The organism is Streptomyces sp. LZ34 (assembly GCF_053890475.1).
On the sequence record NZ_CM132680.1, the window covers coordinates 11,426,862 to 11,452,421 of the forward strand.

Here is a 25,560-nt window from a genome sequence, read left to right on the forward strand (position 1 = left end):
GAACTGTCCGGGGCGCACGGGCTCCGGCTCTGTTGAGAGGCGGTTCGTCATGAACATCGTGGTCTTCGGCGCGGGAGGCCGGGCCGGGCGGCAGGCTGTCGCTGAGGCGCACCGACGCGGCCACCAGGTCACCGCCGTGGTGCGCGACCCCGCGGGCCACAGTGGCCTGACCGACGTGCGGGTCGTGGCGGGCGACGTCACGGACGCGGTGAGCATCGAGCATGCGGCCGCCGGGCATGACGCCGCCATCAGTGCCGCCGCGGACCTGTCCGTGCCACCGCACGAGTTCTTCCCCGCGTCGTCCCGCGCCCTGGCCACCGGCCTGGCGAAGGCGGGCGTGCGCCGCCTGGTGGTGGTCGGGCTCGCGTCGATCATGCCGGGTGCGTCCGGTGCTCCCCTGATGGACGAGCCCGGCTTCCCGAACGAGTACCGCCCCTTCTCTCTCGGCCACGCGGCGGGTCTCGACGAGTTGCGGACGGGTGACCTGGACTGGGCGTACGTGGCCCCGGCGGGCGACTTCGACCATGAGGGCACGCGCACCGGCCGGTACCGGATCGCCGAGCATGGCGACCTGGCCAGCCGGATCACGTATGCGGACCTGGCGATCGCGCTGCTCGACGAGATCGAGGCGCCCCGCCATCACCGCGCCGCTGTCAGCGTGCGGGAGGCGTGACAGCGCTGACCGTGCCGCTCTCACTCCCCAGGCAGCTCAGCGCCCGCATGGCCTCGCGCTCTGTTCGTGAAAGATCGCCGAGGACGGTGCCTGCCCGTACGAGGCACCGCTCATCGCCTGATTCACCGGCTTCTGCGATCAGCGCTGCGGCTTCCGTCCACAGGGTGGCTGCCTCCGTGTACAGCCTGTGGCCGGTGCGCAGATGGCTGCTGTCGAGCAGTTGGGCGCATTCGGCGAGGAAGTCGCGGTAGAGGTTACGGAACAGGGCGCCGCCGGTGCCGGCCTTCTCCATCAAGAGGGCAGCCTGCGGCAGGTCCCGCTCCGGGTTGTCGGTGCGCCGGAGCCAGGTGCGTACCAGCTTCCCGGCCTTCTCGATGCCTCGGTGGCCGAGGTTGGCGATGGGCGGGTTGAGGAAGGCTTCGGCGCAGGCGGTGATGGCGGGAATGATCTGGCCCTGTGGGGAGGGCAGATTCCTTGGAGCGGTGAGGGTGAAGGACCGGTGTTTGGCGGTCATCGGGCCGCGCGCGGCCCTGGCCTGGGCGAGGCCGGCCAGGCCGGCGGATACCGCTCCGCCTTGCTGGTCGGTGTCCACCAGGTAGGCGTCGTGGTCGTCGTAGCCGTACATGGCGACGACATGACCGCCGAAGTGCACCTTCGACCCGAAGTAGTCCAGGTAGTAGCTGTCGAGCTGTAGTCCGACGGGGTGGCCGGCGTCGATGGGGGCCACCACGTTCTCCCATGCCCTGCGGGGCGAGGTGGTCTCCTGGACCAGGAGCTCCAGCCGGAGTCTGGTGGCCAGGTTTCTGGTGAGGTCGAAAGGCCTGACCCGTCCCCCGAGGAAGGGGAAGCCCATGTTCTTGCTGTCCCAGTAGATGAAGGACAGGCCGGAGCCGAGTCCGAAGAGCATGGGCTCGGACAGATCGAGTCCCTGGTGCCGCAGCAGCACCCCCAGAGCTGTCGTCTCGCAGTGCTGACCACCGCGGGCATCGATGTCTATTACCGTGGTCATGCCACGCTCTCCTGGACGGGGATGATCAGCCGGGTCGTCAGTTCTTCTTGCGGTGCCTCTGCCGGTCCGACGAGATAGGCCTCGCCTACGGGTGCTTGCGGGCGCAGTCCGCGCTCGTGGATGGCGGCGAAGAGAGCGTTGTAGGCCAAGGGCAGCTGGGCGTAGGGCCCGATGTGTACGGTCTCGGCAACGAGTCCGCCGGGCAGCGCCTCGAACTCCAGGCCGGGTGTCCCTTCGCCCTGCGCAGTCTGCGCCCCGACGGCGATCTCCATCCGCTCTTCCAGATCCAGCGGGTACAGCGCCCACAGCGGCGGCTGCCATGCGATTCCCGCCTTGCCGAGCACGGGCAGCAGCCGGCCGACGCATTCCCCGACCTTCTCTCCGATCTCCGCAGGGGCGCAGGCCGCTCGCACCACTGCCAGCCGTCGCTCCGGCTCCCTGCTCATCGTCACCTCATAGCCGGGCAGGCCACCCTCCGCCAGCCGCTCCAGCATCTCCAGCCGGGCCTGGTCCCTGCTGATCCGCTCGGCCAGCCGGTCCCGCTCGGCGCGCAGGATCTGTGCCCTGTGCTCAGGCTCGGCAACCAGCGCCTGGGCGATCACCGCCAGGGGAAGATCCATCTCGCGGAGCAGGGCGATGGTCAGGGCGTCACGTGCCTGTTCAGGTGCGTAATAGCGGTAGCCGGAGCCGGCGTCCACGCGGACCGGAGCCAACAGCCCCGTCTCGTCGTAGTGACGTAGCTGCTTGACGCTGAGCCGGCACAGGCGGGCGAAGCGCCCGATGGTGAGAAGTTCGTCTGGCACGCCACCATGGTGGACCCTCCCACGGTGGGAGAGTCCAACACTGTCCCCCTTGGGGCGGTAACGGCGTTGCGGGGGAGGGCGGTTCAGGCCGCCGGGGCGACCGGCACCGTGGCCATCTCGGCCGCCTGGCGCAGCGCCTCGACCATGCTGCCGGCCTCCGCCGTGCCCGTCCCGGCGATGTCGAATGCGGTGCCGTGGTCGACGGAGGTGCGGATGACGGGCAGGCCCACGGTGAGGTTGACACCCGCCTCGATGCCCAGGACCTTGACCGGGCCGTGGCCCTGGTCGTGGTACATCGCCACGATCAGGTCGTAGTCGCCGCGTGAAGCGAGGAAGAAGGCGGTGTCTGCGGGGAGCGGACCCCGGGCGTCGACGCCCTCGGCGTGCAGCTTCTCCAGGGCCGGGACGATCTTCTCGGCTTCCTCGCCGTAGCCGAACAGGCCGTTTTCGCCCGCGTGCGGGTTGATGCCGCAGACACCGATGACAGGGTTCGGGGTGCCGGCGCGGACCATCGCCTCGTGGCCGCGGCGCACGGTGCGCTCGACGAGGCCCGGCTCGATGCGGTTGACGGCGTCGATCAGGCCGATGTGCGTGGTGACGTGGATGACCTTCACCTTCTCGGTGGAGAGCATCATCGAGACCTCCTCGGTCCCGGTCAGGTGGGCGAGGAGTTCGGTGTGGCCGGGGTAGATGTGGCCCGCGGCGTGCAGGGCCTCCTTGTTGAGAGGCGCGGTGCAGATGGCGTGCACCTCGCCTGCCACGGCGAGCTCGGCGGCACGCCTGATGTACGCGTACGCGGCGTCGCCCGCGACCGGGGACAGCTTGCCCCAGGGCAGATCGGCGGGGAGCAGACCGAGGTCGACCACGTTGACGCGGCCGGGTGTGAACTCGGCGTCGCGCGGGTGGTCGACGGCGGCGATCTCGCAGTCCAGGCCGAGGACGCGGGCGGCCTCGCGCAGCCGCTGCGCGTCGCCGACGACGACGGGGCGGCAGCGGGTCAGGACGGCGTCGTCGAGCAGGGCCGCGACGACGACCTCGGGGCCGATGCCGGCACCGTCGCCCATGGTGACGGCGATGAGGGGGAGGGGGGTGGGCATGAGAACAGCTCCTCGGCAGGAGGCGGACGGTGACAGGTTCAGGTGGCTGCCGCGGAGGCAGCCAGGTGGGGCCGTAGCGCGACAGCGATGCGCAGCAGCGAGTCCTCGGCGCCGTAGCTGCCGGGGCGGGTGACGACGTGGCGGCCGTCGGGGGTGCGGGAGTGGACGGCGCCGTGGTGGATCTGGCCGAGCGGTTCCAGCTCCCTTATGCCCAGCGCGTCCAGGGTGGCGCGGGCGGTCTCGCCGCCGGTCAGGACGGCGTCGGGGCGGCCCGGGTACGCGGCGGCGAGCGCACCCAGGGCGGCGCTGAGGGCCCGCCCCGCACCGGGGCGCGGGCCTGCCGAACCGTCGATGGACAACACGGTCAGGGCAGGGGCGGCGGCGGTACGCGGCAGGCGGACCGTGCCCGCCACCAAGTCGGCCGGATCCAGCGGCACATGGTGCGCGCCGAGCATGGTGAGGTGCGCGATCTGCGCAACCGCGCCGGGCTCGGCGGTCCCCACGACGAAGAGCAACGGGGTGCGGTCCTGAGCGGGCGCGGGCGGGGGTGTGGCGGCAGCGGGGCGCAGCAGCGCGCGCCCGAGCGCGGCCGCCAGACCACCGCTGCCCAGGAGCCGGAACCCGGAGCCGAGCCGCAGGGCCGCCGCGGCCACCGCGTCCAGATCGGCATCGGTCTCGGCGTCCGGAGCAGGGTGCGCACCGGACGCGGCGATCCGCAGAAACTCCGCGTCCAGTGCGGCGGGGGCGGACCGTACGACGTCGAGGGGGACCGTACGGACCGGCAGACCGGACAGCGCCTCGGGCAGCGAGCGGGGCGCGGACGCGCGCTCCGCTCGCCAGCCGTCCGTGCGGTGCAGCGGAACGCCGTTCACATGCACTACGCCGCCCGTCACGGTGCGCCGGGCCACGGGCAGCGCGGGGGCGATGACGACGGCCTCGGCGCCCTCGGCGTAGGCGGCGGCCTCCGCGGCGAGCTGGCCGCGCAGCTGTGAGTCGACCTTCTTGTACAGCAGGCGAGGCGGGCCGGCCGGCGCCGCGCGCAGCGCTGTCCGTACGGCGTGTGCCGCTTCGGCGGGTTGCCGGTGACGGGTGTCCAGGTCCACGACGAGATCGTGCGCGGCAGCGATGTCGGCCACGTCAGCGGCGTCGAGCGACAGCCGGACGGGACCGCCGAGCGCGCAGGCGGTCTCGGCCGCGCCGGACAGGTCGTCCGCGAGCGCGACGACGTACGGCAGCATGGACGGCGAGCCGGTTGGGAGTGGGGAAGCCACGGGGTCGAACCTCCTCGGGCGTGCCCGGCGGCGGGCGGCCCGGCGAGGATCATGACACAAGTTGCGTGAAGTGCGCGAGGCCTCTTGCGTGATTTACGCAGACGTGCGAGCGTTCCCATGGCGCCGACGACCGTCACCGCGGACCGCGTCGCCCTCGTGGACGCGACGCGTACCGGCTTACACAGCAGATCGCACCGCACTGGGCCGCGGCGCACCGCATCGCCGGGAACCACCGCAGCGACCGGTCGAGGCCGCGTAGGCCGCACGGCACCACCGCGATGCGCACATCACGCATGAGATCGCGCGCGAGCACGAGACCGCACGACCCGCCTCGGAAGGAACCCGCCGTGACCGCCGGCCTTGATCTCCCGCACGTTCCCGTCCCGCTGTCCCGTCTCGTCCTCGGCACGATGACCTTCGGCGACACCGTTGACCGCGCGACGGCCGCCGTGATGGTGGACACCGCGCTCGATGCGGGCATCACGGGCGTGGACACCGCCAACGGCTACGCGGGCGGCGAGAGCGAGCGTATCCTCGCCGAGCTGCTGCCCGGCCGCCGGGACCGGATGGTTCTCGCCACCAAGGCCGGCATCCCGCACCCCGACCAGGGCGAGCACGCGCCGCTCTCCCGCAAGGGCCTGCACGCCGCGCTCGACGGGAGCCTCAAGCGCCTGGGCACCGACCACGTCGACCTCTTCTACCTGCACCAGCCGGACCGCGGGACACCGCTCACCGAGACCCTGTCGACCGTCGCCGAGCTCGTACAGGCGGGCAAGGTCCTCGCCCTCGGCGTCTCCAACTTCGCCGCCTGGCAGATCGCCGAGCTGAACCGCGTGGCCGACGAGGTCGGCGCCCCCCGCCCCGTCGTCGCCCAGCAGCTCCACAATCTTCTCGCGCGCCGCATCGAGGAGGAATACGCCGCGTACGCCGCGTACGCCACCACCACCGGACTGCGCACGATGGTCTACAACCCGCTCGGCGGCGGCCTGCTCACCGGCCGCCACAGTTTCGCGCAGGCCCCGGAGGGCGGGCGCTTCGGCGACTCCAAGCTGGCCGCGATGTATCGCGAGCGGTACTGGAACGAGGATTTGTTCCGCGCCGTCACCGACCTCACCCGCATCGCCTCGGACGCGGGCCTGCCGCTGACCGACCTGGCCCTGCGCTGGCTGCTGTCGCAAGCCTCCACCGACGCGCTGCTGCTCGGCGGCTCCAAGGTCGATCACTTGAAGGCCAACATCGCCGCCGCGGCCGCGGGCCCGCTGCCCGCGGACGTCGTGGCCGCCTGCGACGAGGTCGGCGCCCGCCTGCGCGGTCCGATGCCCGCCTACAACCGCTGACCTCACAGCCCACCTCGCAGCCCACCCCGCCGCTCACCTCGCAATGGAGACACACATGGCCACCGGCCGCACGTCCGCCGAGTTCACCGCCGCACTGCGCAATCGCGAGCAGCTCATCGGCTACTGGTCGCTGCTCGACTCGCCGATCGCCGCCGAGCGCCTCGCCCGCGTCGGCTACGACTACCTGGCCTTCGACGCCCAGCACGGCCTCTTCGGCTACCAGGGCATGCTGAACAACCTCCTCGCCACCGACACCAAGGGCAGCACCGCCGTCGGCATGGTGCGCGTGGAGGCCAACGACCTCACCTACATCGGCAAGGCGCTCGACGCGGGCGCGAGCGCCGTGATCGTCCCGTTGATCGACAACGCCCAGGACGCCGCCGACGCCGTCGCGGCCGTCCGCTACCCGCCGCTGGGCCGCCGCTCGTACGGGCCGATGCGCGCTCAGCTGCGCATCGGCCCGAACCCGGCCGACACGCACGAACAGACCGCGGTCCTCGCGATGATCGAGACGGCCGACGGCCTGGCCAACGTCGAGGAGATCTGCGCGACCCCCGGCCTGGACGGCGTCTACGTCGGCCCGTCCGACCTGCGCCTGGCCATCGGCGGCGCGACCTCCACCGACCCCTCCGTACAGGATGAGTTCGAGCAGGCACTCACCCGCGTCCGCGAGGCGGCCGAGGCGGCGGGCATCGCGGCCGGCATCCACAACGCCGACGGCGCGAGCGCCGCCCGTCGCCTTGCCGAGGGCTTCACGTTCGCGACGGTCGCGGCCGATGTCGTGCACTTGCAGCAGATCGCGACCTCCCACCTGGAGGCGGCACGCGGCGGGGCGCGCTGATGCCGACCACGCTCATCACGACGCCCACCTTCGCCCGGTATTCGGTGCGCCCCTGGCAGATCCTTGAGGAGGCCGGAGCGGGTCCCCTGCGGCCCCGCGAGGACGTGGCGCTGCCCACCGCCGAACTCCTCGAGTACGCGGCCGAAGCGGACGCGTTGATCGTCGGCATGGACCCGATCACCGCCGAGGTGATGGACGCCGCACCCCGCCTCAAGGTGATCGCCAAGCACGGCGTCGGCGTCGACACCATCGACGTGGCCGCCGCCCGGGCGCGCGCGATACCGGTGGTGTGCGCGCCGGGCAGCAACTCGCGCGCGGTGGCGGAGTACACCTTCGGCCTGCTGCTGTCCGCGACCCGCTCCCTCGCCGCCTCGCACATCGCGGTGGCGGCGGGCGGCTGGCCGAAGCTGTTCGGCCCCGAACTGCACGGCAAGACGCTGGGCATCGTCGGCTTCGGCCGCATCGGCCGCCTGCTGGCCGGCTACGCCCGCGCCTTCGGGATGGAGCTGCTCGCCCACGACCCGTACGTCTCCGAGGCTGATGTCCGCGCGCACGGCGCCGAACCAGCCGCGCTCGACTCCCTGCTGGCGCGCGCCGACGCTGTCAGCCTGCACACCCCGCCCGACCCGTCCGGCACCCCGCTGCTCGACCGCGCCCGCCTGGCGGCGATGAAGCCGGGCGCGATCCTGGTCAACGCCGCGCGTGGCGGCCTCGTCGACGAACGCGCGCTCGCCGACCTGCTCGGCTCCGGGCACCTCGGGGCCGCGGCCCTCGACGCGTTCAGCACCGAGCCGCTGCCCGCCGGCCACCCGCTGCGCGAGGCCCCGCGCACCCTCCTCACCTCCCACATGGCCGCCTGCACGCCCGAGGCCAACCAGGCCATGGGCGCGATGGTGGCGGAGGACGTCGTCCGCGTACTGGCGGGCAAGGAGCCGCACCACCAGGTGCGCTGAGACACCACGGCACAAGCCACCACGCCACGACCCCTGCTCCCCGTTCCGGATACCGGCGACGACGCCGGAAGATCCCCTAAGGACCTGATATGGCCACCACGACCGACGGCGCCACGGCGGCGCCGCCACCCGCGCAGACCGACCCGTACGCGCTGCGCGCCGAAGACGCCCGCCCGGCCCCCGAGACCTTCCGCGGCCGAGTGCGGCAGCTCGGCCCCGGTCTCGTGCTGTCCGCCGCCGTCGTCGGATCCGGTGAACTGATCACCACCACCTCGCTCGGCGCGAAGGCCGGGTTCGCGTTGCTGTGGCTGGTGATCATCTCGACCGCGGTCAAGGTGTGGGTGCAGATGGAGCTGGCCCGCTGGACCATCCTCAACGGCCGTCCCGCGCTCGACGGCTTCCGTGACGTCGGCCCCCGGATCGGCCGGCTGAGCTGGATCAACTGGCTCTGGATCGGCATGGACTTCGCCAAGATGTTCCAGCGCGGCGGCATCATCGGCGGCACCGCGGCGGCCTGCTCGATCCTGCTGCCGATCCACGGGGCGGCGCTGAGCACATCGTCCCTGACCATCTGGGCCCTCATCGTCACCGGCGCCGCCATCCTCATCCTCCAGACGGGCAAGTACCCCGTCGTCGAGCGGGTCGAGGTCATCGGCATCACGCTCAAGACCCTCATCACCGTCGGCCTGGCACTCGCCCTGCCGTTCACCGCCTTCGGGTACGGCACCGAGCAGCTCGCCGACGGGCTGAGCTTCCAGATCCCCGCCGGCACGGTCGGCATCGCGCTCGCCATGTTCGGCATCACCGGCGTCGGCGCCGACGAGATGACGACGTACACGTACTGGTGCATGGAGAAGGGCTACGCCCGCTGGACCGGCCCCGACGACGGCACCGAGGAGCGCGCCCGGCGGGCCGAGGGCTGGCTCAAGGTCATGCGGCTCGACGTGGGCGTCTCCTGGATCATATGCACGGTCTGCACCCTGTCCTTCTACGTGATCGGCGCCTCGGTGCTCCACCCGCAGGGCCTGGTGCCCGAGGGCAACGGCATGATCACCACGTTGTCGCACATCTACACCGACACGCTCGGCCCCTGGGCCGAGTACCTGTTCCTGGCCGGCGCGATCGCCGTCCTCTTCTCGGTCACCGTCGCCTCGTCGGCCAGCGTGCCCCGCTTGTGGACCAACACCCTCGGTCTGCTCGGAGTGGTCAACTGGCACGACATGCGCTCGCGCACCCGCACCATCCGCATCCTCACCTGCTGCCTGCCCCCGGTGTGGATGTGCATCTTCCTGTGGGTCCAGTCCCCGGTCCTGATGGTGCAGATCGGCGGCATCGGCGGTGGCATCTTCCTGCTTGCGGTCGTGGTCGCGGTCTGGCGCCTGCGCTACACCGGCGTCCCGCCCCGCTTCCGCGCCAACCCCTGGCTGACCGCCGCCCTCGTCCTGAGCAGCGCGGCGATTCTCTTCCTCGGGGTGTACGGCGTGCTCGACACGCTCGAGCTCACGCCCGGCAGCTGAATCCGGCGGCGAGCCCCGCCCCCACACCGCACACCGCCCGGCCCGACCCGGCCTCGACTGACGGGCCCGGGTCCGCCGGGGCGCGGCGTCGGGGCGGGTCTCGCCCACACTTCGTCGATCACCTGCGCGTCCGCACCGAAGGCCGTACTCGTCATCTTGCCCATGGTGGGCAGAACTCCACGTGCAACTGCTCCCAGTTTCGCGTACCAGGGGAGTCCCAGTCGTAGATGCCTCGGCAGACGTGGTAGTTGCAGGCGCCGGGAATGTGATGTCCGGTCGCGGCATGGGGTGGCCCATCCCTCGTGACGGCGAATATCTCCTTCGCTCCTTCCCGGAAGGCGACGGATCCGCCGGTCAGTAGCAACGTCTCGGCGTAAACGTGCTTGCGAGGCAGGACCTCATTCGCCTCCTTCGGGTTGCCGGGAATCATCCGGTCGGACTCAGGGTCCGGCAGGTCTCGCTCCGGCACACTCGCGGTGCGCACCTCGCGCGGAGCATGGGCCGTGTTCAGAAGCTTCCGGATCCGCTTCCAGCGGGAAGGACGTAACTGCACCGCGCGAGGGGCCAGCACGAGGTCGAGTGGCTGCTCATGTTCCCAGCCGATACCAGGTGCGGCAGGAGCGGTACGCATCGGCAGGTAGACCAACGACCGCGGCGACCGCGCTGCGAGCAGCCACAGGGTGCCGATGCGCCTGCCATCCGTCCGGTCCACATACATGTCGTAATGGTCCCCGGTCTGGTAAAGCGCCCCGTTCTTCAAGGGTCTGGCCGGCCGGATCACTCGGTATTCCGTACCTGCGAGCCGCACCCGCTGCACGACGATCTTCACCCGCAGGCTGTCCCGGGTCAGGGGCGCCCTTGACGCGGTCATTTTGGTATCTCCTGTCTGTCAGTCGTGATCCCGCTGCCGTGTGCTGCCCCGCAGCGCGTCGTCGAAGGGGACCGTGTACCGCGGGCCACCGGTGGGAAGGGTGGGGTGCGTCAGGAAAGGATGGTCCATGCGAAAAATGACTCGAAGACTCAGTCTGCTGACGGCGGTTGCGCTCGTCACCGTTGTGCCCATGGTGATGCTGGTGTCCGGCGCCCAGGGAGCCGAGACGAGCGAGGCGCGCACCGCACCGGCCGAGGGAAGCGCGGGCGCGCCGCCCGCAGGCACACACTGGGTGGGGACCTGGACTGCCATGCCCCAGCTGACCGAGCCGGGAAACATGCCGCCCGCGCCCTACACCCAGGACGGCACGGTCTTGGCCGACAGCACACTCCGGCAGACCGTACACGTGTCGGTGGGCGGCAGCCACCTGCGGCTCCGCTTCTCCAATGCTTTCGGCGGTGCGCCGCTGCCCATCACCAGCGTCTCCATAGCCATGCCCGTGGACGGCCGGGCCGGTGTGAGCGCGATCAGACCGGGCACGTCCCGGCCGGTCACCTTCCACGGCCGTGCCTCGACGACAGTGCCGACGGGCGCGCAAGTGGTCTCCGACCCCCTGGACTTCGAGCTGTCGGCGGGCTCGAACCTCACCGTGACCGCTTACCTGGCCACCGGCCAGCAGTCGACCGCCATCACCTCCCATCCCGGTTCGCGCACCACCTCCTACATGGTGCGCGGCGACCACGTCGAGGCCACGGACCTGGAGGGGGCGACCTCGGTCGACCACTGGTACTTCCTGAGCGCCATCGAGGCGTGGTCGCCGGCGCGGACCCGGGCCACCGCTGTGCTGGGCGACTCCCTCACCGACGGGCGGGGCTCCACCACCAACCACAACGACCGTTGGACAGACCGGCTGACGACACGTCTGCGCGCGGACCGCAGGACGGCCGACACCGCGGTGCTGAACCAGGCGGCCGGCGGGAACCGGGTGCTCAACGACGGGTTGGGCCCCAACGGCCTCTCCCGTTTGGACCGTGACGTACTGGTGCAGCCCGGCGCCACCTCTCTGGTCGTCTTCGAAGGCGTCAACGACATCGGGACCGCCCCCGCCACCCCCGACGCACAGCAGGACGTCGCGGACCAGCTCATCGCCGCCTACGATCAGATCATCATGCGCGCCCACGCGCGGGGGATCCGCGTCTACGGTGCCACCATCACGCCGTTCGGCGGCAACAGCAACTATGACGACGCGGCGGGCTACCGCGAAGCGGCCCGGCAGCGGGTCAATCACTGGATACGTACCAGTGGTCGCTTTGACGCGGTCGTGGACTTGGACAGGGCGGCACGGGACAAGGACGATCCAAGGCGCCTCCACCCGGACCTCGACGTGGGCGACCACCTGCACTTCAACCCTGACGGCTACCGCGTGCTCGCCGACGCCTTCCCCTTGCATCTCTTCCTGAACCGGCCACTGCCGCCCGGCTTCGGCTACAACTGACAGCGCTGCCGCAGCGGACGCTCGGGCCGCGCAGCGCTCCGCGCCGGGTGCCGTGCGCTTTGGATCCTCGCGCACCATCGCGTCGGCGCATGCCGCCCGAGTAGCCGCCCACCGGGCGGCCGGCCGAGCACACCCACGAGGCAGAGGCGCTGTGCCTGGACAGCACACTGCGCCTCTGCGGCGGGGAGCGGGTGAGGCGTCCGCTATAGGATGGGGCTCGCCGCTCGGGCCACTCGTCGTCGTGCCCGCATCACCGAGGGGTCGAGGTTGCCTACCATCAGGGATGTCGCCCAGCATGCCGGGGTCGCGCCGAGCACCGTCTCGTATGTGTTCAACGGCTCCCGGCCCATTTCCGAGGAGACACGCAGACGCGTGCAGGAGGCCGTGGACGCACTCGGATACCACCCGCGGGCCAGCGCCCGGACTCTGCGCAGCGCCCGCACCCATGTGATCGCTCTCGCCCTGCCGCGCCCGGCCGGTCGGAGAAACGCTGTGGACGGCCCCTTCGCCATAGAGGTCAGCGACGCCGCCGTGAGCCTCGGCTACGACCTGCTGCTCACCACGTCCCAGGACAAGGCCGAGGGGCTGCGCCGGGTGGCACTGAGCGGACTCGCGGACGCGGCAGTGCTGATGGCCGTCGATATGGAGGACGCCCGGATCGATGTCGTACGGGAGCTGGCTTTTCCCGCCGCGCTCATCGGGCGGCCGGCCGACGAGGACGCCTTGCCGTGGACCGACCTGGACTGGGAGGAGGCCGTCGTCCTGGTGGTGCGTGAGCTGGCCGCCGCGGGACACCGCGAGATGGTGTACCTTGCACCCACCGAAGCGGAAGTGGCGGCCAGGCGCAGTTACGCGCTCCGGGGTATCGCCGGTGCGACCCGCGGTGCCCGGGGCACCGGCGCCGCCGTCACGGTGGCCCATGCGGTGAACGATCCGGCCGGACTGGCCCAGCGGCTCCGGACGCTGCTCGCGGAGCGCGCGGACGACGGAGCGCGTGGACGGCCGACCGCGCTGATCGTGCAGCACCCCTCCGCGCATCACCACATCCTGACATCCATGACCGATGCCGGGCTCCGTATACCCGAGGACCTCACCGTCGTCGTGATCGGCGCCCTGCCCGGAGATCCGTCCAGTCGGCGGCTGCCTCGTGTCGAGCTGCCGGTGGAGACGCTGGCCCGCGAAGTGACCCGGCTCGCTGTGGCCGCGGCCACAGCGCTGCACGAGACCGGCGCAGGGGATGTGGAGGCCGGTCCCCGGCTGCTCGCCGACGCCGTCGGTCATCTGCTGATCGCTCCGGCCCTGCTGCCGGGGGACACGCCGCTCACCGCCCCGCGGGCCTGATCTCGGCACGCTCTCCCCGCGCGCCTGCCTCGCCGGATCCCGTGAGGCCGGCTGGCGCCGCTGTGGCTGATTTCTTCTCCTGAGGCTCTTGTCGCCATCGGATACATGCCCTTAACATCACTGCAGTCCACTTCGTCGAATCGATTCGACGCAATGTTCCGGCACACTGGCCAGCGCGTGCCTCGGGTGCTGTCTCCCGGAACGCCGATCTCGTACGACCCCCGTCTCCTTGCAGAGCCGCAGCCCGAACTGAGAGACACCCACATGCCAATCCTTCGCCGCCGCCCGCCGGCGCCGGTCCTGCTCCTGACCCTCGTTGTGGCCTCGGCCGGCCTCACCGGGTGCGCGCGGGGGGCCGACCCCAACACCATCACGGTGCTGAATTCCGCCACGGACAAGCATGAGCACGACCAGCAGCAGAAGTTCTTCGACCGGTGTGCCAAGCCGCTCGGGGTGAAGGTCGAGCAGACCAGTGTCCCCGCCGCCCAGGTGGCCACCAAGGCGCTGCGGATGGCGTCGTCGCACTCGATGACCGACATCCTGGAGCTGGACGGATCGGAGCTGCCGCAGTTCGCCGACACCGGTGGCCTGGTCCCGCTGAAGACAGCGGGGGTGAGTGTGGACGGGCTCTCGCCGGGTGCCGTGAGCATGGGGAGCTTCAAGGGCACCGCGTATGGCATCGCCCGCTCGGTCAACACCCTGGCGCTGTTCTACAACAAGGACCTGCTGAAGAAGGCAGGAGTGACACCGCCCGCCACGTGGGACGAGCTGAAGGTGGCGGCCAAGAAGCTCACCCGGGGCAAGACGTTCGGGATGGCTTTCAGCGCGACGCCCGACGCGGACGGGGTGTACCAGTTCCTTCCCTTCTTCTGGTCCGCGGGCGGGGACGAGGCCCATATCGACAATGGCAAGGGTGCCCAGGCGGTCCAGCTGTGGAAGGATCTGGTCACCGAGCGGTCCGCCTCAAGCGCCGTGGTCACCTGGAACCAGCAGGACGTCAACGATCAGTTCATCGCCGGCCGGACGGCCATGATGGTCAACGGACCTTGGCAGGTTCCCGTGCTCAGCCAGCACAAGTCCCTGGACTGGGCGGTCAGCACCATCCCGGTGCCCGAGGCCGGCAAGGCTCCGGTGGCACCGATGGGTGGAACCGTGATGACTCTGCCCCGTACCGGCGAGACCGGGCGCCAGACCACCGCCGCCAAGATCCTCAACTGCCTGAACGAACGCCAGAACCAGGTGGGCTGGGGTGCGGGCGTGAACAACATCCCCACCCGGAACTCCGCCGCCGCCGAGTACAAGGCCGACAATCCGAAGCTCGCGGGCTTCGCCGACACGGTCGCCACCGCCCGGTCCCGTACCGCCAAAGTCGGCGCCCGGTGGCCGACCGTCTCCAGCGCCCTGGCAGGTGCCTTCCAGTCTGTTCTGACCGGCGGCTCCTCGCCCGAAGCCGCGCTGAAGCGTGCCCAGTCGCAGGCCACGGCCGGCGGAGAGTGAGGAGCCTTCATGAGTACCACCACCGCTGTGCCCGCCAAGTCCGTGGCGGCAAGCCCCGCGGCCCCCGGCCGGAGAAGGTCCCGCGTGGCGCTGACACGCTGGCTCTTCGTCGCGCCCGCCGTCCTCTACATGCTGGCCTTCTTCGGGTATCCGCTCGTACGCAACGTCGTCATGAGCTTCCAGCACTACACACCGCGTACCTTCTTCACCGGCGAGGCACCGTTCAACGGCCTCGACAACTGGACCGCGGTGTTCGCCAATCAGCTGTTCACCGAATCTCTCTGGCACACGGCCCTCTTCACGCTGGGCTCACTGTTCGGCCAGTTCGTCCTGGGCCTGGCGCTGGCCGTGTTCTTCTCCCGGCGCTTCCGGCTGTCCGGCTTCGCCCGCGCGGTGCTGCTGCTTCCGTGGCTCATCCCGATGGTCGTCTCGTCGGTCGTCTGGCGGAAACTCCTCGACCAGGACACCGGGGTGCTCAACACCCTGCTGATGAACCTGCACCTCACCTCGGAGCCGGTGCCCTGGCTGAGCAGTCCGAGTGTCGCCCTGCTGTCCGCGATCCTGGTCAACATCTGGGTCGGCATCCCGTTCAACATGGTGATCCTCTACGGCGGGCTCCAGGAGATCCCGCGTGAGATGTACGAGGCCGCCGCGCTCGACGGCGCCGGCCCCTGGCGTACGTTCCGCAGCATCACGCTGCCGCAGTTGCGGCCGGTGATCACGGTGGTACTGGTCCTCGGTTTCATGTCGACGATCAAGATCCTGGATCTGATCCTCGCGCTGACCGGCGGCGGGCCGGCCGACTCCACTCAGACTCTCGGCACCGCCACCTACCAACTGTCGTTCCAGCAGCTCGACTTCGGGCAGGGCGCGGTGGTCGGCAACGTCCTCATCCTCATCAGCGCGGTGTTCGCCGTGTTCTATCTGCGGGCCAATCGGTCCGACTTCGGTCAGGGGAAGTGATCGCCGTGTCCAACCGCACCCTGCGACGGGGCAGCAACACCGTCATCGCGCTGGTTGTTCTGATCATCCTGCTGTTCCCTCTGTACTGGATGCTCAACATCGCCCTTCAGCCGGGCGAAAGCCTTGCCTCGACCAGCTGGTTCCCGTCCTCGCCCGGCTGGTCGAACTTCGACCGGGCGCTGGAGAGTCAGGGCGGCTCACTCGTGACCAGCCTGGTCGTCGCGCTCGGCGCGGTCGTGGTCTGTCTCGCGATGGCGGCGCCCGCCGCCTACGGCCTGGCCCAGTTCGGCCTGAAGGGCGGCCGGTCCATCGTGTTCGGCACCCTGATCACCCAGATGGTGCCCGGCATCGTCATCGCCAACGCGCTCTACAGCGCCTATGTCGACCTGCACCTGGTCAACTCGCTCTTCGGTCTGATCCTGGCCGACGCCTCGCTCGGACTGCCGTTCTCCATCGTGCTGCTGAGGGCCTTCATGGTGTCGATCCCGAAGGAGATCGTGGAGGCGGCGATGGTCGACGGGGCGAACCGATTCACCGCCTTCGTGCGCATCGTGCTCCCGATCAGCCGTAACTCGCTCATCACGGCCGGCCTCTTCACCTTCCTCTTCGCCTGGTCCGACTTCATGTTCGCGCTGACGCTCAACACGACGGACACCGTCAAGCCGATCACTCTCAGCATGTACGAATACATCGGCGCCCACGTCAGCGACTGGGGCGCGGTCATGGCCACGGCCGTCGTCTCCGCCGTCCCGGCGGCGATCCTGCTGATACTGGCCCAGAAGTACGTCGCCGCGGGAATCACCGGTGGTTCGGTCAAGTAGTACGGACGCCCCTTGCGCACGAGCGGCCGGACCGCGCCGCTCGTGCGTGTTCGCCAAACACTCCACGCACACCTCTCAGACCCGGAAGGTCCGCATTACCGCATGAGCAGCACCCCACCTCACTCACCGGACATCGCGCGATTTCCCGTCTTCCCGCCCGGCTTCGTCTTCGGGACCGCGACCGCGAGCTACCAGATCGAGGGCGCGCACGACGAGGACGGTCGCGGACCGTCGATCTGGGACACCTTCAGCCACGCTCCGGGCCGTACCCAGGGCGGTGCCACCGGTGACGTCGCGTGCGACCACTACCACCGCTATCGGGAGGACGTCGAACTGCTGCGTCGACTCGGCGTCGACTCGTACCGCTTCTCCGTGGCCTGGCCGCGGATCCAGCCGCGGGGCACCGGCCCGGCCAATGTGAAGGGGCTGGATTTCTACGACCGGCTCACCGACGCACTGCTCGAAGCCGGTGTTTCCCCCGCCGTCACGCTCTACCACTGGGACCTGCCGCAGGCGCTGGAGGACCGGGGCGGCTGGCGGGTCCGGGAGACCGCCGAGGCCTTCGCCGAGTACACCCGGCTGGTGGTGGAGCGACTGGGTGACCGGGTAGGCCGGTGGATCACCCTCAACGAGCCCTTCTGCTCCGCCTTCGTGGGATACGGGGAAGGACGCCACGCCCCGGGCGCCCGCGAAGGCACCGGGGCCCTGGCCGCCGCGCACAACCTGCTGCTCGCCCATGGGCACGCGGTGCGGGTGCTGCGCGAGGCCGGCGCCTCCCAGGTCGGCATCACACTGAATCTCGACCGTATCCACCCGGCCAGCTCCTCCCCGGCCGATCTGGCCGCGCTGCGCCGCGCCGAGACGCTGCACAACGAGGTCTGGACGGAGCCGCTGTTCAACAGGCGGTATCCCACCGATGAGTCCGAAACCTGGGGTGAGCTGGCCGACGGCACGTACCGCCGCGATGGTGACCTGGACATCATCGGCACACCACTGGACTTCGTGGGGCTGAACTTCTACCGCCCGCTGACCGTTTCCGACGCACCGTACGCGGAGGCCGACGCGTCCCGGCGTACCGGCATGGACATCCGGGTCGCCGAGAGCGACCCGTACGGCACCCGGCACACCACCATGGGCTGGCCCGTCGTCCCCGCGGCCTTCACCGAGTTGCTGGTGGACCTGTCCACGCGGTACCCGAACCTGCCGCCCGTCTACATCACGGAAAACGGCTCCGCCGAGGCCGACACCGTCTCGCCGGACGGAGCCGTGCGGGACACCGACCGGGTGACGTACCTGCGTGACCACCTGGCGGCCGTGTCCGCCGCCATCGACGCGGGAGTCGACGTCCGCGGCTACTACTGCTGGTCGCTGCTGGACAACTTCGAATGGGCCCGGGGCTACAACCAGCGCTTCGGGATCGTACGGGTCGACTACGAGACCCAGGAACGTACGCCCAAAGACAGTTACCACTGGTTCCGTGAACTGATCACGACCAACCGCACGTCCACGCAGGAGCACTGAGATGAAGTTCACCGACGGCTACTGGCAGATGCGGCCAGGGGTGACGGCCCGCTATGCCACCTCCGTCGCCGACGTGGACGTCGCCGACGACCGTTTCACCCTCTACGCGCCGGTCACCCAGGTCCGGCACCGAGGTGACACGCTCAACGGCCCGCTGGTGACGGTGGAGGCGTGGTCACCCGCCGAGGGCGTCATCGGTGTCCGGCTGTGGCACCACGGCGGCAAGCGCCCCCGAACGCCGGAGTTCGCCCTCACCCCCGACCCGGACGGTGGGCATGCGAAGACCGTTCGCGAGGGTACGACCGTCGAGCTCGTTTCGGGCGCGCTGTCCCTCAAAGCCGACACCGAGGGCCCCTGGAACCTCGCGTTCGTTTCCGACGGCAAGGTCATCACGTCGCTCGGCCCCCGCGACATGGGCTTCGTCACCGACGCCGACGACCGCCACTACATGCTGGCGAAGACGTCGCTCGGCGTCGGCGAGACCGTGTACGGCCTCGGCGAGCGCTTCACCCCGTTCACCAAGAACGGCCAGAGCGTCGACATCTGGCAGGCCGACGGCGGCACCAGCAGTGAACAGGCATACAAGAACGTGCCCTTCCACCTGAGCAACCGTGGTTACGGTGTCTTCGTCAACCACCCCGGCAAGGTGTCCTACGAGATCGCCTCCGAGAGCGTCGGCCGGGTCCAATTCAGTGTGGAGGACCAGTCCCTCGAATTCTTCGTCATCGCCGGACCCGCCCCGAAGGACGTTCTGCGCCGCTACACGGGTCTCACCGGCCGCCCCGCGCTGCCACCGGACTGGTCGTTCGGGCTGTGGCTGTCGACCTCCTTCACCACCTCCTACGACGAGGAGACCGTGGCCCGGTTCGTGGAGGGCATGGCTGAGCGGGAAATCCCGCTCAGCGTCTTCCACTTCGACTGCTTCTGGATGCGCGAGTACCAGTGGTCAGACTTCGTCTGGGACCCAGCGGTCTTCCCGGATCCCGCGGGGATGCTGTCCCGGTTGAAGGAGCGGGGGTTGCGCGTCTGCGTCTGGATCAATCCGTACATCGCGCAGAAGTCCCACCTGTTCGCCGAGGGCATGGCAGGCGGCTACCTGCTGAAGCGGCCGGACGGAGATGTCTGGCAATGGGACAAGTGGCAGGCCGGGATGGGCCTGGTGGACTTCACCAATCCCGCCGCCCGCGAGTGGTTCGCCTCCAAGCTGCGACTCCTGCTCGGCCAGGGAGTGGACGCCTTCAAGACCGACTTCGGTGAGCGGGTGCCGACCGAGGACGTCGTCTGGTTCGACGGCTCGGACCCGGAGCGGATGCACAACTACTACACCCAGCTCTACAACGAGACCGTCTTCGACCTGCTGGTCGAAGAGCGCGGCGAGGGTGAGGCGGTGCTCTTCGCCCGCTCCGCCACCGTCGGCGGTCAGCGCATGCCGGTCCACTGGGGCGGCGACTGCGAGTCGACGTTCGAGGCGATGGCCGAGTCGCTGCGCGGCGGCCTCTCGCTCGGCCTGTCCGGCTTCGGCTTCTGGAGCCACGACATCGGTGGATTCGAGGGCACCCCGCCGCCGGCCGTCTTCAAACGGTGGGTGCAGTTCGGCCTGCTCTCCTCGCACAGCCGGCTGCACGGCAGCAAGTCCTACCGTGTGCCGTGGGACTACGGCGAGGAGGCGGTCGAGGTCACCCGTGACTTCACCCGGCTGAAGCACCGGCTGATGCCGTATCTCTTCCACGCGGCGGTCGAGGCCAAGGAGTCCGGCACGCCGGTGATGCGGGCCATGCTGCTGGAATTCCCCGAGGACCCGGGCACCCACTCGCTCGACCGTCAGTACATGCTCGGTGCTGATCTGCTGGTGGCCCCCGTCTTCAGTGAAGACGGCACGGTCGAGTACTACGTACCGGAGGGCACCTGGACCAATGTGATCACCGGCGAGCGGGTCAGTGGTCCGGGCTGGAGGCGCGAGCGGCATGGTTTCCATACGCTGCCGCTGCTGGCCCGGCCGGGCTCGGTGGTCCCCTTCGGCGCGGTGGACGACAGCCCGCGATCCGATTGGGCGGACGGCGTGACACTCCATGTGTACCCGGGCGGCGCCGACGGCTCCGAGACCGTCACCACCATCCCCGCGCGGTCAGGCTCCGCGGCCGCCGCGGTGTTCACTGTCCGGCGTTCGGGCGGCGAGACAGTCGTCGAGACCGAGAGTGAACTGCCCTGGAACGTGGTGGTCGTGGGGGCCACCCCGGCCGGTGACGCCCAAGCGCACCCGAGCGGTGCCCTGTACCCGGCCCCGCCCGGCACTTACCGTCTGAGGGTTCCGGCCGCCATGTGAGCATGCGCCGGGGCCATCGGCTAGGCAGTGCCTGTCATCTGCCGCTTTCGCTCTCCATCCGTGTGTGCCTTCCCCATCAGCGAGCCTTCTTCCTGCTCGTAGTGCGACAGGGCGACGCCGAGGCCGAAGAATGTGGGCGCCCACTCGCCGACGAAGATGCCCCAGCGGTCGGCACGGTCGAGTCCCGCGCCGGGTTCGGTACGCAGGGAGGCGGTCCAGGTGAGCACGGAGAGTCCGATGGAGGCGACGGCGGCGGTGTAGGCGTGCTCGCTGCGCAGGCCCATGTCGTGCAGCTTCTTGATCATGGCGGTAGTTCCTTAGGGAGTTCCCCCCCTCGGGGCTCACCTCCGGGTTCCCCCTCCGTGGCGAGTGACGCGGGGCGAACGAAACAACGAGGACACCGCCGCCTCATCCCGTTCGGACCGGTGCTGCGCGAGCGGGCCGCGTGGCTGGAGGGCCGCGGACTGATCGAACGGGGGATCCTCCAAGGTCCTGCCGTGCGCCCCTTGGAACAGCGCACCATCCCGAAAGAGGGATGATTTCCCGACGTGGCGACGTGCTGGTCAGTAGAACTCGACGGTGTTCACGCGGTTGAGCAGGTTGTGTCCGTCGAGGAGTCGAGTGGCGTTGGTGGCGAAGAGTTCGGCGATGAGGCGGTCCTCTGCCGCGTCGAGCGCAGCGGTGTGCGGGCTCACCAGCACGTGGTCGTGGTCCCAGAGCGGGCTGTGGGCGGGCAGTGGTTCGGTCTCGAAGACGTCCAGCGCGGCGAAGCCGACGCGGCCGGAGTCGAGCGCGTCGACCAGGGCGGCCTCGTCGACGACGCTTCCGCGGCCGACGTTGACGAGGGTGGCGCCGGGCCGGAGGGCGTCGAAGAACCGCTTGCCGATGAGGTGCTCGGTCGCCGCGGTGCCGGGGAGTGTGTTCACGACGGCGTCCACGGTGGGCGCCGCCTCGACGATGCGGTCGGGGCGCACCACGGTGGAGACACCGGCGACGCTGACGTCTCTTCTGCTGGTGCCGATGACCGTAGCGCCCAGCGCGTGCAGTTTCGCGGCGACGACCCGGCCGATCCCCCCGAGGCCGAGCACGAGCACGGTTTGCTCGCTCACCTGCTGCATCGTCCAGCGGCCGCTCCACTCGTGGTTGCGCTGCTGGCCGTTCAGGCGGGGCAGATTCTTGGCACCCGCGAGCACACCGAACACGGCGAACTCGGCCAGCGGCTGTCCGTGCACACCGGCCGAGGTGGTGAACTGGACCCGGTCGAGTTCGTCGGCGCGGAGCCGGGCGGCCTTGACCTGAATGCCTCCGCCGGCGGCCATCGTGTGCACCCAGCGCAGGCGGGGGTTGGCCCGGACGGCTCGTGCCAGGGCGGCTGGGTTCACATCGGGGATGCCGTACAGCGCGTCGGCTGTGTCGAGGGCGGCCTCGTAGACGCGCTGCTGCGCGGGGGTCCGCTGCCAGTCCGGATCGCCGGCGAAGTCGGCGGGCCAGCGCATCGGAGGAAGGAGAGACTGGTCGATGACGAGGTCGATCCGCGGCTCCAGCTCCTGGATGCGCGCGCCGTTCTCCTGGGACAGCGGCGCGGCTACCGCGACGCGGAGGCGGCTGGGCGGCCGGCCCCGGCCGGTCATCGGGCGGCCTTGTCGCGCAGCGCTTCGACCTCGGCGTCGAGCGCGGCCTCGCGGGCGACGATGTCCTCGACCGCGCTGAGTGCTTCGCCGGCGCGGTGCGGCGGGATGACGATGACGCCGTCCCCGTCGGCGGCGACGATGTCGCCGGGGTTCACCACGACGCCGCCGATGGCGACGGGTTCGCCGATCGTGCCCGGCCCGTTCTTGAAGGGGCCGGCGGGGGTCAGCCCGCGGGCGAAGACCGGGACGCCGAGCTTCTCGATGATCGCGGCGTCGCGTACATATCCGTCGACGACCGCGCCGGCGGCGCCGTACACGGCGAATCGCTGAGCGAGGTTGTCGCCGATGATCGCGCGGCCGTCGTAGCCGAAGGCGTTGATGACGAGGATGTCACCGGGGCGGATGTGCTCGAGCGCGGCGATCACGGCCTTGTTGTCGCCCGCGACGGTCAGCACCGGGAGCGCCCTGCCGACGGCCCTGGCGCCGCTCCAGATGGGTGAGATGCCCCCGTCGACGATGTTCAGCCGGTCGAGGGCGTCACCGAGGTTGGCCACGGAGTGCGCGCGGAACTGATCGAGCACTTTCTCGTCGACGCGTTCCCATGAGGTGTTCAGGCGCACGTTGTCCTGGGTCATCGCGGTCTCCTTGCGGGGCGGTGCGGAGGGCACGGAGGGCATCTGGCATCGGCTGTCACGGGGTCGGCCGTCGCGGACGGCACGTTCCCGCGGCTGCTCGGTGGGTGGGTCGCATGCCGCGCCGTCCTGCCGCGGCCCCGTGCCTCGGCCGCCGGTGCGGGTCATACCGTCCCGTTCAGAAAACGAGAAAGCTTTCGCGTTTTGCGAGAGTCAGTGTGCATCCATCCGTGCCGCAAGGCAAGGGGTGGCATGGGGGTCGCCGCGCGGATGGATCCGGCCTTCGGCCCGCGGGTGAAGGCGGCTCGAAGGCGCCGGGCGCCCTGACGGCCGGGTCGGAAGCGCGATGGAATCGGAAGGTTAACGTGGGGGCAACGCAGATCCTTGACCGCCCCAGAATGCGAATCTATTCTCATTCGCGATTGAAGTCGCAACTCGGCTCCGGCGTTGTTCTTCGGCCCAACACCGCGACGTCTCCGCTCGGCCCCACTCGGGCGAGCGTCGACGGCCTGAGCCGACCCCTACAGAGCGTCGTGCCACCTCGCGCGCACCGAAGCCGCACAACTCCCCCCGAGACACCGCCGCCCTCCCCACACAGGACCCACAACGTGTCGGTGCGCCTCGGCACTGGAGCGACTGCCGGCAGTGGCCACATGCAGCGCACGTTTCTCAGGACACCGTTCCCGGCGTCCGCGACACCGAAAGTGAACGCGAATGACAACGTCAGATCGGCTCGGCACCACATCGGATCGTCACGAGATCGCGTCAGAGAAGCCCGACGCGGCAGCGGTCGACGTCGTCTCCGCCAACGGCAAGGTCGTCCGGAAGGCCACCATCGCGGGCGCGGTCGGATCGTTCGTCGAGTGGTACGACTACGGCATCTACGGCCTGCTCGTCACCTACCTCGCGATCAACATCATGGGAGAGGCCGAGGCCGGAGGTCTCTTCCTCACCAACGTCGGTTTTCTCATCAGTTTCATCGCCCGCCCGTTCGGCAGCGTGATCTGCGGATACCTCGGGGACCGGCTCGGGCGCAAAGCCCTCCTCTCCACCCTCCTGGTGCTGATCTCCGGCGCGACCGCGGCCATCGGCCTCATCCCCTCCCACGCCGTCATCGGTGTCGCCGCCCCCGCCCTTCTCGTCCTCCTCCGTGTGCTCCAGGGCTTCTCCGCCGGCGGCGAGGTGGCCGGCGCCATGTCCTTCGTCGGCGAGTACGCCCCGGACGCACGCCGCAACTACATGATGAGCTTCATCGCCGTCGGCTCGTTCATCGCCCTGATGTTCGGCAGCGCCTTCTCCGCCGTCCTCATCACGACGCTCGGCGACGACGCGATGACCTCCTGGGCCTGGCGGGTGCCCTTCCTCCTCGCCGTCCCGCTCGGCTACGTCGGCTTCTACATCCGCCGCCAGCTGGAGGAGACTCCGCACTTCAAGGCGCTGCGCGAGCAGAACACCGTCGTGCGCAACCCGCTGAGGGCAGCCCTGACCTCCCCGCGCCACCTGAAGGCGATCGCCCTCACGATCTTCCTCCCGGCCCTCAACGGCCCCGGCTACTACCTGCTCTTCGTCTACATGCCGACCTACTTGAAGACCTCGCTCGGCGAGCACAACTTCTCGATGCTGCGGGCGCTCATGGTCACCGCGTTCAGCCTCGTCGCCATCGCGGTCTGTATCCCGCTCATGGCCCGGCTGTCGGACCGGATCGGGCGCAAACCCGTCCTCCTCATCTCCGCCGTCGCGATGGCGGCCGTCTCGTACCCGATGTTCCGGCTCATCACCACGGGAGAGTTCGGACTGGCCTGCATCGGCACCGTTGTCCTGGCGATCGCCTTCTCCGGCCACGCTGCCGTCGTCCACACCGTGCTCGCCGAGATGTTCCCGACGACCGTGCGCTACTCCGCCTACAGCATCGGGTTCAGCATCTCGACGATCATCTTCGGCGGCAGCGCCCCGCTCCTGATGACCGAGCTGATCGAGTCGACCGGCTCCAACCTCGTCCCGGCCTTCGCCTCCATCATCACCGCCTTGATCACGCTGGTCACCCTTGCCTTCGTGCGCGAGACCAAGGGCCAGCCCCTCGTGGCCAGCTGAACCGCCACCCCACACCAGGAGACACCATGGGAATCAACTCCGTAGCCGTCGTCGCCGACCTCGGCGAGAGCTTCGGCAACTACACGATCGGTGACGACGGCGCCCTGCTCGGGCTCGTCACCTCGTCGAACATCGCCTGTGGTTTCCACGCCGGTGACCCGCGCATCATGGACCGGACCGTCGCCGACTGCGTCGAGCGCGGCATAGAACTGGGCGCCCACCCCGGCTACCCCGACCTGGTCGGCTTCGGCCGTCGGCTCATCGAGGCGACCGAGGAGGAGATCCGCACCGACGTCCTCTACCAGCTCGGTGCGCTTGACGCCTTCGCGCGGGTGCACGGCGGCACCATCAGCCACGTCGCCCCGCACGGCCGGATGGGCTCGATCGCGCAGACCGACGCCAAGCACGCCCGGGCCATCACCGACGCGATCGCCGCGTACAACACCGACTACATCGTCATCTGCCAGCGCGGTCTGCTCGCGGAGGAGTCCCGCAAGCGCGGCCTCGAGGTCGGCTATGTGTTCCTGGCCGACCGCGGATACGGCGACGACGGCATGCCCGTGCCCCGCTCGCACGAAGGCGGCCTGATTCACGACCCCGAGCTGGTCGGGCGCCGGTCCGCGCAGGTCGTGCGGGAAGGTACCGTGCGCTCGGTCAACGGCAACGTGGTGCCGCTCGGCCACGACGCCGACGTCCTGCTCCTGCACGGCGACCACCCGTCCGTCCTCGAGAACGGCCTCGCGCTGCGTGCCGCGCTCGACGCCGCGGGCATCCGTGTCGCGGGCCTGCGGGACGTCCTGGTCGAGAAGGCAGAGAAGGCCGAGAAGGCCGAGACGGCCGAGAAGACGGAGGCCGCGCTCGCCCGCTGAGGGC

At 70.0% G+C, this 25,560-nt stretch carries 22 protein-coding genes; 14 read left to right on the plus strand and 8 right to left on the minus strand.

The genetic code is table 11. The features are described 5' to 3' along the window. Positions 1-49: 49 nt before the first annotated feature. Positions 50-673 (plus strand): NAD(P)-dependent oxidoreductase, encoded by a 624-nt coding sequence (locus ACWY4P_RS49420; RefSeq protein WP_456207339.1) that lies wholly within the window; start codon positions 50-52, stop codon positions 671-673. Here the strand turns inward: ACWY4P_RS49420 and ACWY4P_RS49425 are convergent. From ACWY4P_RS49425 to ACWY4P_RS49440, 4 genes are all read right to left on the minus strand, one after another. After that, on the minus strand, positions 654-1,682 hold the full coding sequence (locus ACWY4P_RS49425) for a BtrH N-terminal domain-containing protein (RefSeq protein WP_456207340.1): 1,029 nt from the start codon (positions 1,680-1,682) through the stop codon (positions 654-656). The genes ACWY4P_RS49420 and ACWY4P_RS49425 overlap by 20 nt on opposite strands. Then, the gene (locus ACWY4P_RS49430; protein ID WP_456207341.1) at positions 1,679-2,485 is read right to left on the minus strand and encodes a MerR family transcriptional regulator; all 807 of its coding nucleotides are present in this window, start codon (positions 2,483-2,485) and stop codon (positions 1,679-1,681) included. The genes ACWY4P_RS49425 and ACWY4P_RS49430 overlap by 4 nt, the downstream gene beginning before the upstream one ends. Before the next feature lie 83 nt (positions 2,486-2,568). After that, entirely contained in the window at positions 2,569-3,582 is a 1,014-nt protein-coding gene (gene pdxA / locus ACWY4P_RS49435) for a 4-hydroxythreonine-4-phosphate dehydrogenase PdxA (protein WP_456207342.1), read from the minus strand. Between the two features lie 38 nt (positions 3,583-3,620). Then, the gene (locus ACWY4P_RS49440; protein ID WP_456207343.1) at positions 3,621-4,853 is read right to left on the minus strand and encodes a four-carbon acid sugar kinase family protein; all 1,233 of its coding nucleotides are present in this window, start codon (positions 4,851-4,853) and stop codon (positions 3,621-3,623) included. A 347-nt stretch (positions 4,854-5,200) separates the two neighbouring features. On the opposite strand from ACWY4P_RS49440, the gene ACWY4P_RS49445 reads away from it, so the two are divergent. From ACWY4P_RS49445 to ACWY4P_RS49460, 4 genes are all read left to right on the plus strand, one after another. Beyond that, positions 5,201-6,190, plus strand: a complete 990-nt coding sequence (locus ACWY4P_RS49445) for an aldo/keto reductase (RefSeq protein WP_456207344.1) — start codon at positions 5,201-5,203, stop codon at positions 6,188-6,190. Positions 6,191-6,245: 55 nt separating this feature from the next. After that, positions 6,246-7,031: an HpcH/HpaI aldolase family protein gene (locus ACWY4P_RS49450; protein WP_456207345.1), complete on the plus strand. Its 786-nt coding sequence runs from the start codon at positions 6,246-6,248 to the stop codon at positions 7,029-7,031. Further along, the gene (locus tag ACWY4P_RS49455) at positions 7,031-7,984 is read left to right on the plus strand and encodes a phosphoglycerate dehydrogenase (protein ID WP_456207346.1); all 954 of its coding nucleotides are present in this window, start codon (positions 7,031-7,033) and stop codon (positions 7,982-7,984) included. The genes ACWY4P_RS49450 and ACWY4P_RS49455 overlap by 1 nt, the downstream gene beginning before the upstream one ends. 89 nt (positions 7,985-8,073) lie before the next feature. After that, positions 8,074-9,501 carry an Nramp family divalent metal transporter gene (locus tag ACWY4P_RS49460; RefSeq protein ID WP_456207347.1) on the plus strand — a complete coding sequence of 476 codons (1,428 nt, stop codon included), beginning with the start codon at positions 8,074-8,076 and terminating at the stop codon, positions 9,499-9,501. A gap of 151 nt (positions 9,502-9,652) precedes the next feature. Here the strand turns inward: ACWY4P_RS49460 and ACWY4P_RS49465 are convergent, their stop codons facing one another. After that, the gene (locus ACWY4P_RS49465; protein ID WP_456207348.1) at positions 9,653-10,372 is read right to left on the minus strand and encodes a hypothetical protein; all 720 of its coding nucleotides are present in this window, start codon (positions 10,370-10,372) and stop codon (positions 9,653-9,655) included. A gap of 136 nt (positions 10,373-10,508) precedes the next feature. On the opposite strand from ACWY4P_RS49465, the gene ACWY4P_RS49470 reads away from it, so the two are divergent. The 7 genes from ACWY4P_RS49470 (at position 10,509) to yicI (ending at position 20,333) form a co-directional block, all read left to right on the plus strand. Continuing rightward, positions 10,509-11,867 carry an SGNH/GDSL hydrolase family protein gene (locus tag ACWY4P_RS49470; protein ID WP_456207349.1) on the plus strand — a complete coding sequence of 453 codons (1,359 nt, stop codon included), beginning with the start codon at positions 10,509-10,511 and terminating at the stop codon, positions 11,865-11,867. Between the two features lie 267 nt (positions 11,868-12,134). Continuing rightward, entirely contained in the window at positions 12,135-13,208 is a 1,074-nt protein-coding gene (locus ACWY4P_RS49475; protein WP_456207350.1) for a LacI family DNA-binding transcriptional regulator, read from the plus strand. A gap of 264 nt (positions 13,209-13,472) precedes the next feature. After that, complete coding sequence (locus ACWY4P_RS49480) at positions 13,473-14,705, plus strand: sugar ABC transporter substrate-binding protein (RefSeq protein ID WP_456207351.1); 1,233 nt, start codon at positions 13,473-13,475, stop codon at positions 14,703-14,705. 9 nt (positions 14,706-14,714) lie between these two features. Next, positions 14,715-15,668 (plus strand): carbohydrate ABC transporter permease, encoded by a 954-nt coding sequence (locus ACWY4P_RS49485; protein ID WP_456207352.1) that lies wholly within the window; start codon positions 14,715-14,717, stop codon positions 15,666-15,668. Next, the gene (locus ACWY4P_RS49490) at positions 15,665-16,489 is read left to right on the plus strand and encodes a carbohydrate ABC transporter permease (RefSeq protein WP_456207353.1); all 825 of its coding nucleotides are present in this window, start codon (positions 15,665-15,667) and stop codon (positions 16,487-16,489) included. The genes ACWY4P_RS49485 and ACWY4P_RS49490 overlap by 4 nt, the downstream gene beginning before the upstream one ends. Before the next feature lie 102 nt (positions 16,490-16,591). Further along, the gene (locus ACWY4P_RS49495; RefSeq protein ID WP_456207354.1) at positions 16,592-18,010 is read left to right on the plus strand and encodes a GH1 family beta-glucosidase; all 1,419 of its coding nucleotides are present in this window, start codon (positions 16,592-16,594) and stop codon (positions 18,008-18,010) included. A gap of 1 nt (position 18,011) precedes the next feature. Beyond that, on the plus strand, positions 18,012-20,333 hold the full coding sequence (gene yicI / locus ACWY4P_RS49500) for an alpha-xylosidase (protein ID WP_456207355.1): 2,322 nt from the start codon (positions 18,012-18,014) through the stop codon (positions 20,331-20,333). Positions 20,334-20,353: 20 nt separating this feature from the next. On the opposite strand, the gene ACWY4P_RS49505 is transcribed toward yicI, so the two are convergent. The 3 genes from ACWY4P_RS49505 to ACWY4P_RS49515 all read right to left on the minus strand — a co-directional run bounded on the left by ACWY4P_RS49505 (position 20,354) and on the right by ACWY4P_RS49515 (position 22,599). Beyond that, positions 20,354-20,638, minus strand: coding sequence for a hypothetical protein (locus tag ACWY4P_RS49505; RefSeq protein ID WP_456207356.1), 285 nt, complete (start codon positions 20,636-20,638; stop codon positions 20,354-20,356). 258 nt (positions 20,639-20,896) lie between these two features. Continuing rightward, complete coding sequence (locus tag ACWY4P_RS49510) at positions 20,897-21,964, minus strand: D-2-hydroxyacid dehydrogenase (RefSeq protein ID WP_456207357.1); 1,068 nt, start codon at positions 21,962-21,964, stop codon at positions 20,897-20,899. Then, the gene (locus ACWY4P_RS49515) at positions 21,961-22,599 is read right to left on the minus strand and encodes an RraA family protein (RefSeq protein ID WP_456207358.1); all 639 of its coding nucleotides are present in this window, start codon (positions 22,597-22,599) and stop codon (positions 21,961-21,963) included. Before ACWY4P_RS49515 ends, ACWY4P_RS49510 begins: the two co-directional genes overlap by 4 nt. Positions 22,600-23,310: 711 nt before the next feature. Between ACWY4P_RS49515 and ACWY4P_RS49520 the strand changes: the two genes are divergently transcribed. Continuing rightward, entirely contained in the window at positions 23,311-24,687 is a 1,377-nt protein-coding gene (locus ACWY4P_RS49520; RefSeq protein WP_456207359.1) for an MFS transporter, read from the plus strand. A 26-nt stretch (positions 24,688-24,713) separates the two neighbouring features. Continuing rightward, the gene (locus ACWY4P_RS49525) at positions 24,714-25,556 is read left to right on the plus strand and encodes a 5-oxoprolinase subunit PxpA (protein ID WP_456207360.1); all 843 of its coding nucleotides are present in this window, start codon (positions 24,714-24,716) and stop codon (positions 25,554-25,556) included. The last annotated feature ends 4 nt before the right edge of the window (positions 25,557-25,560 follow it).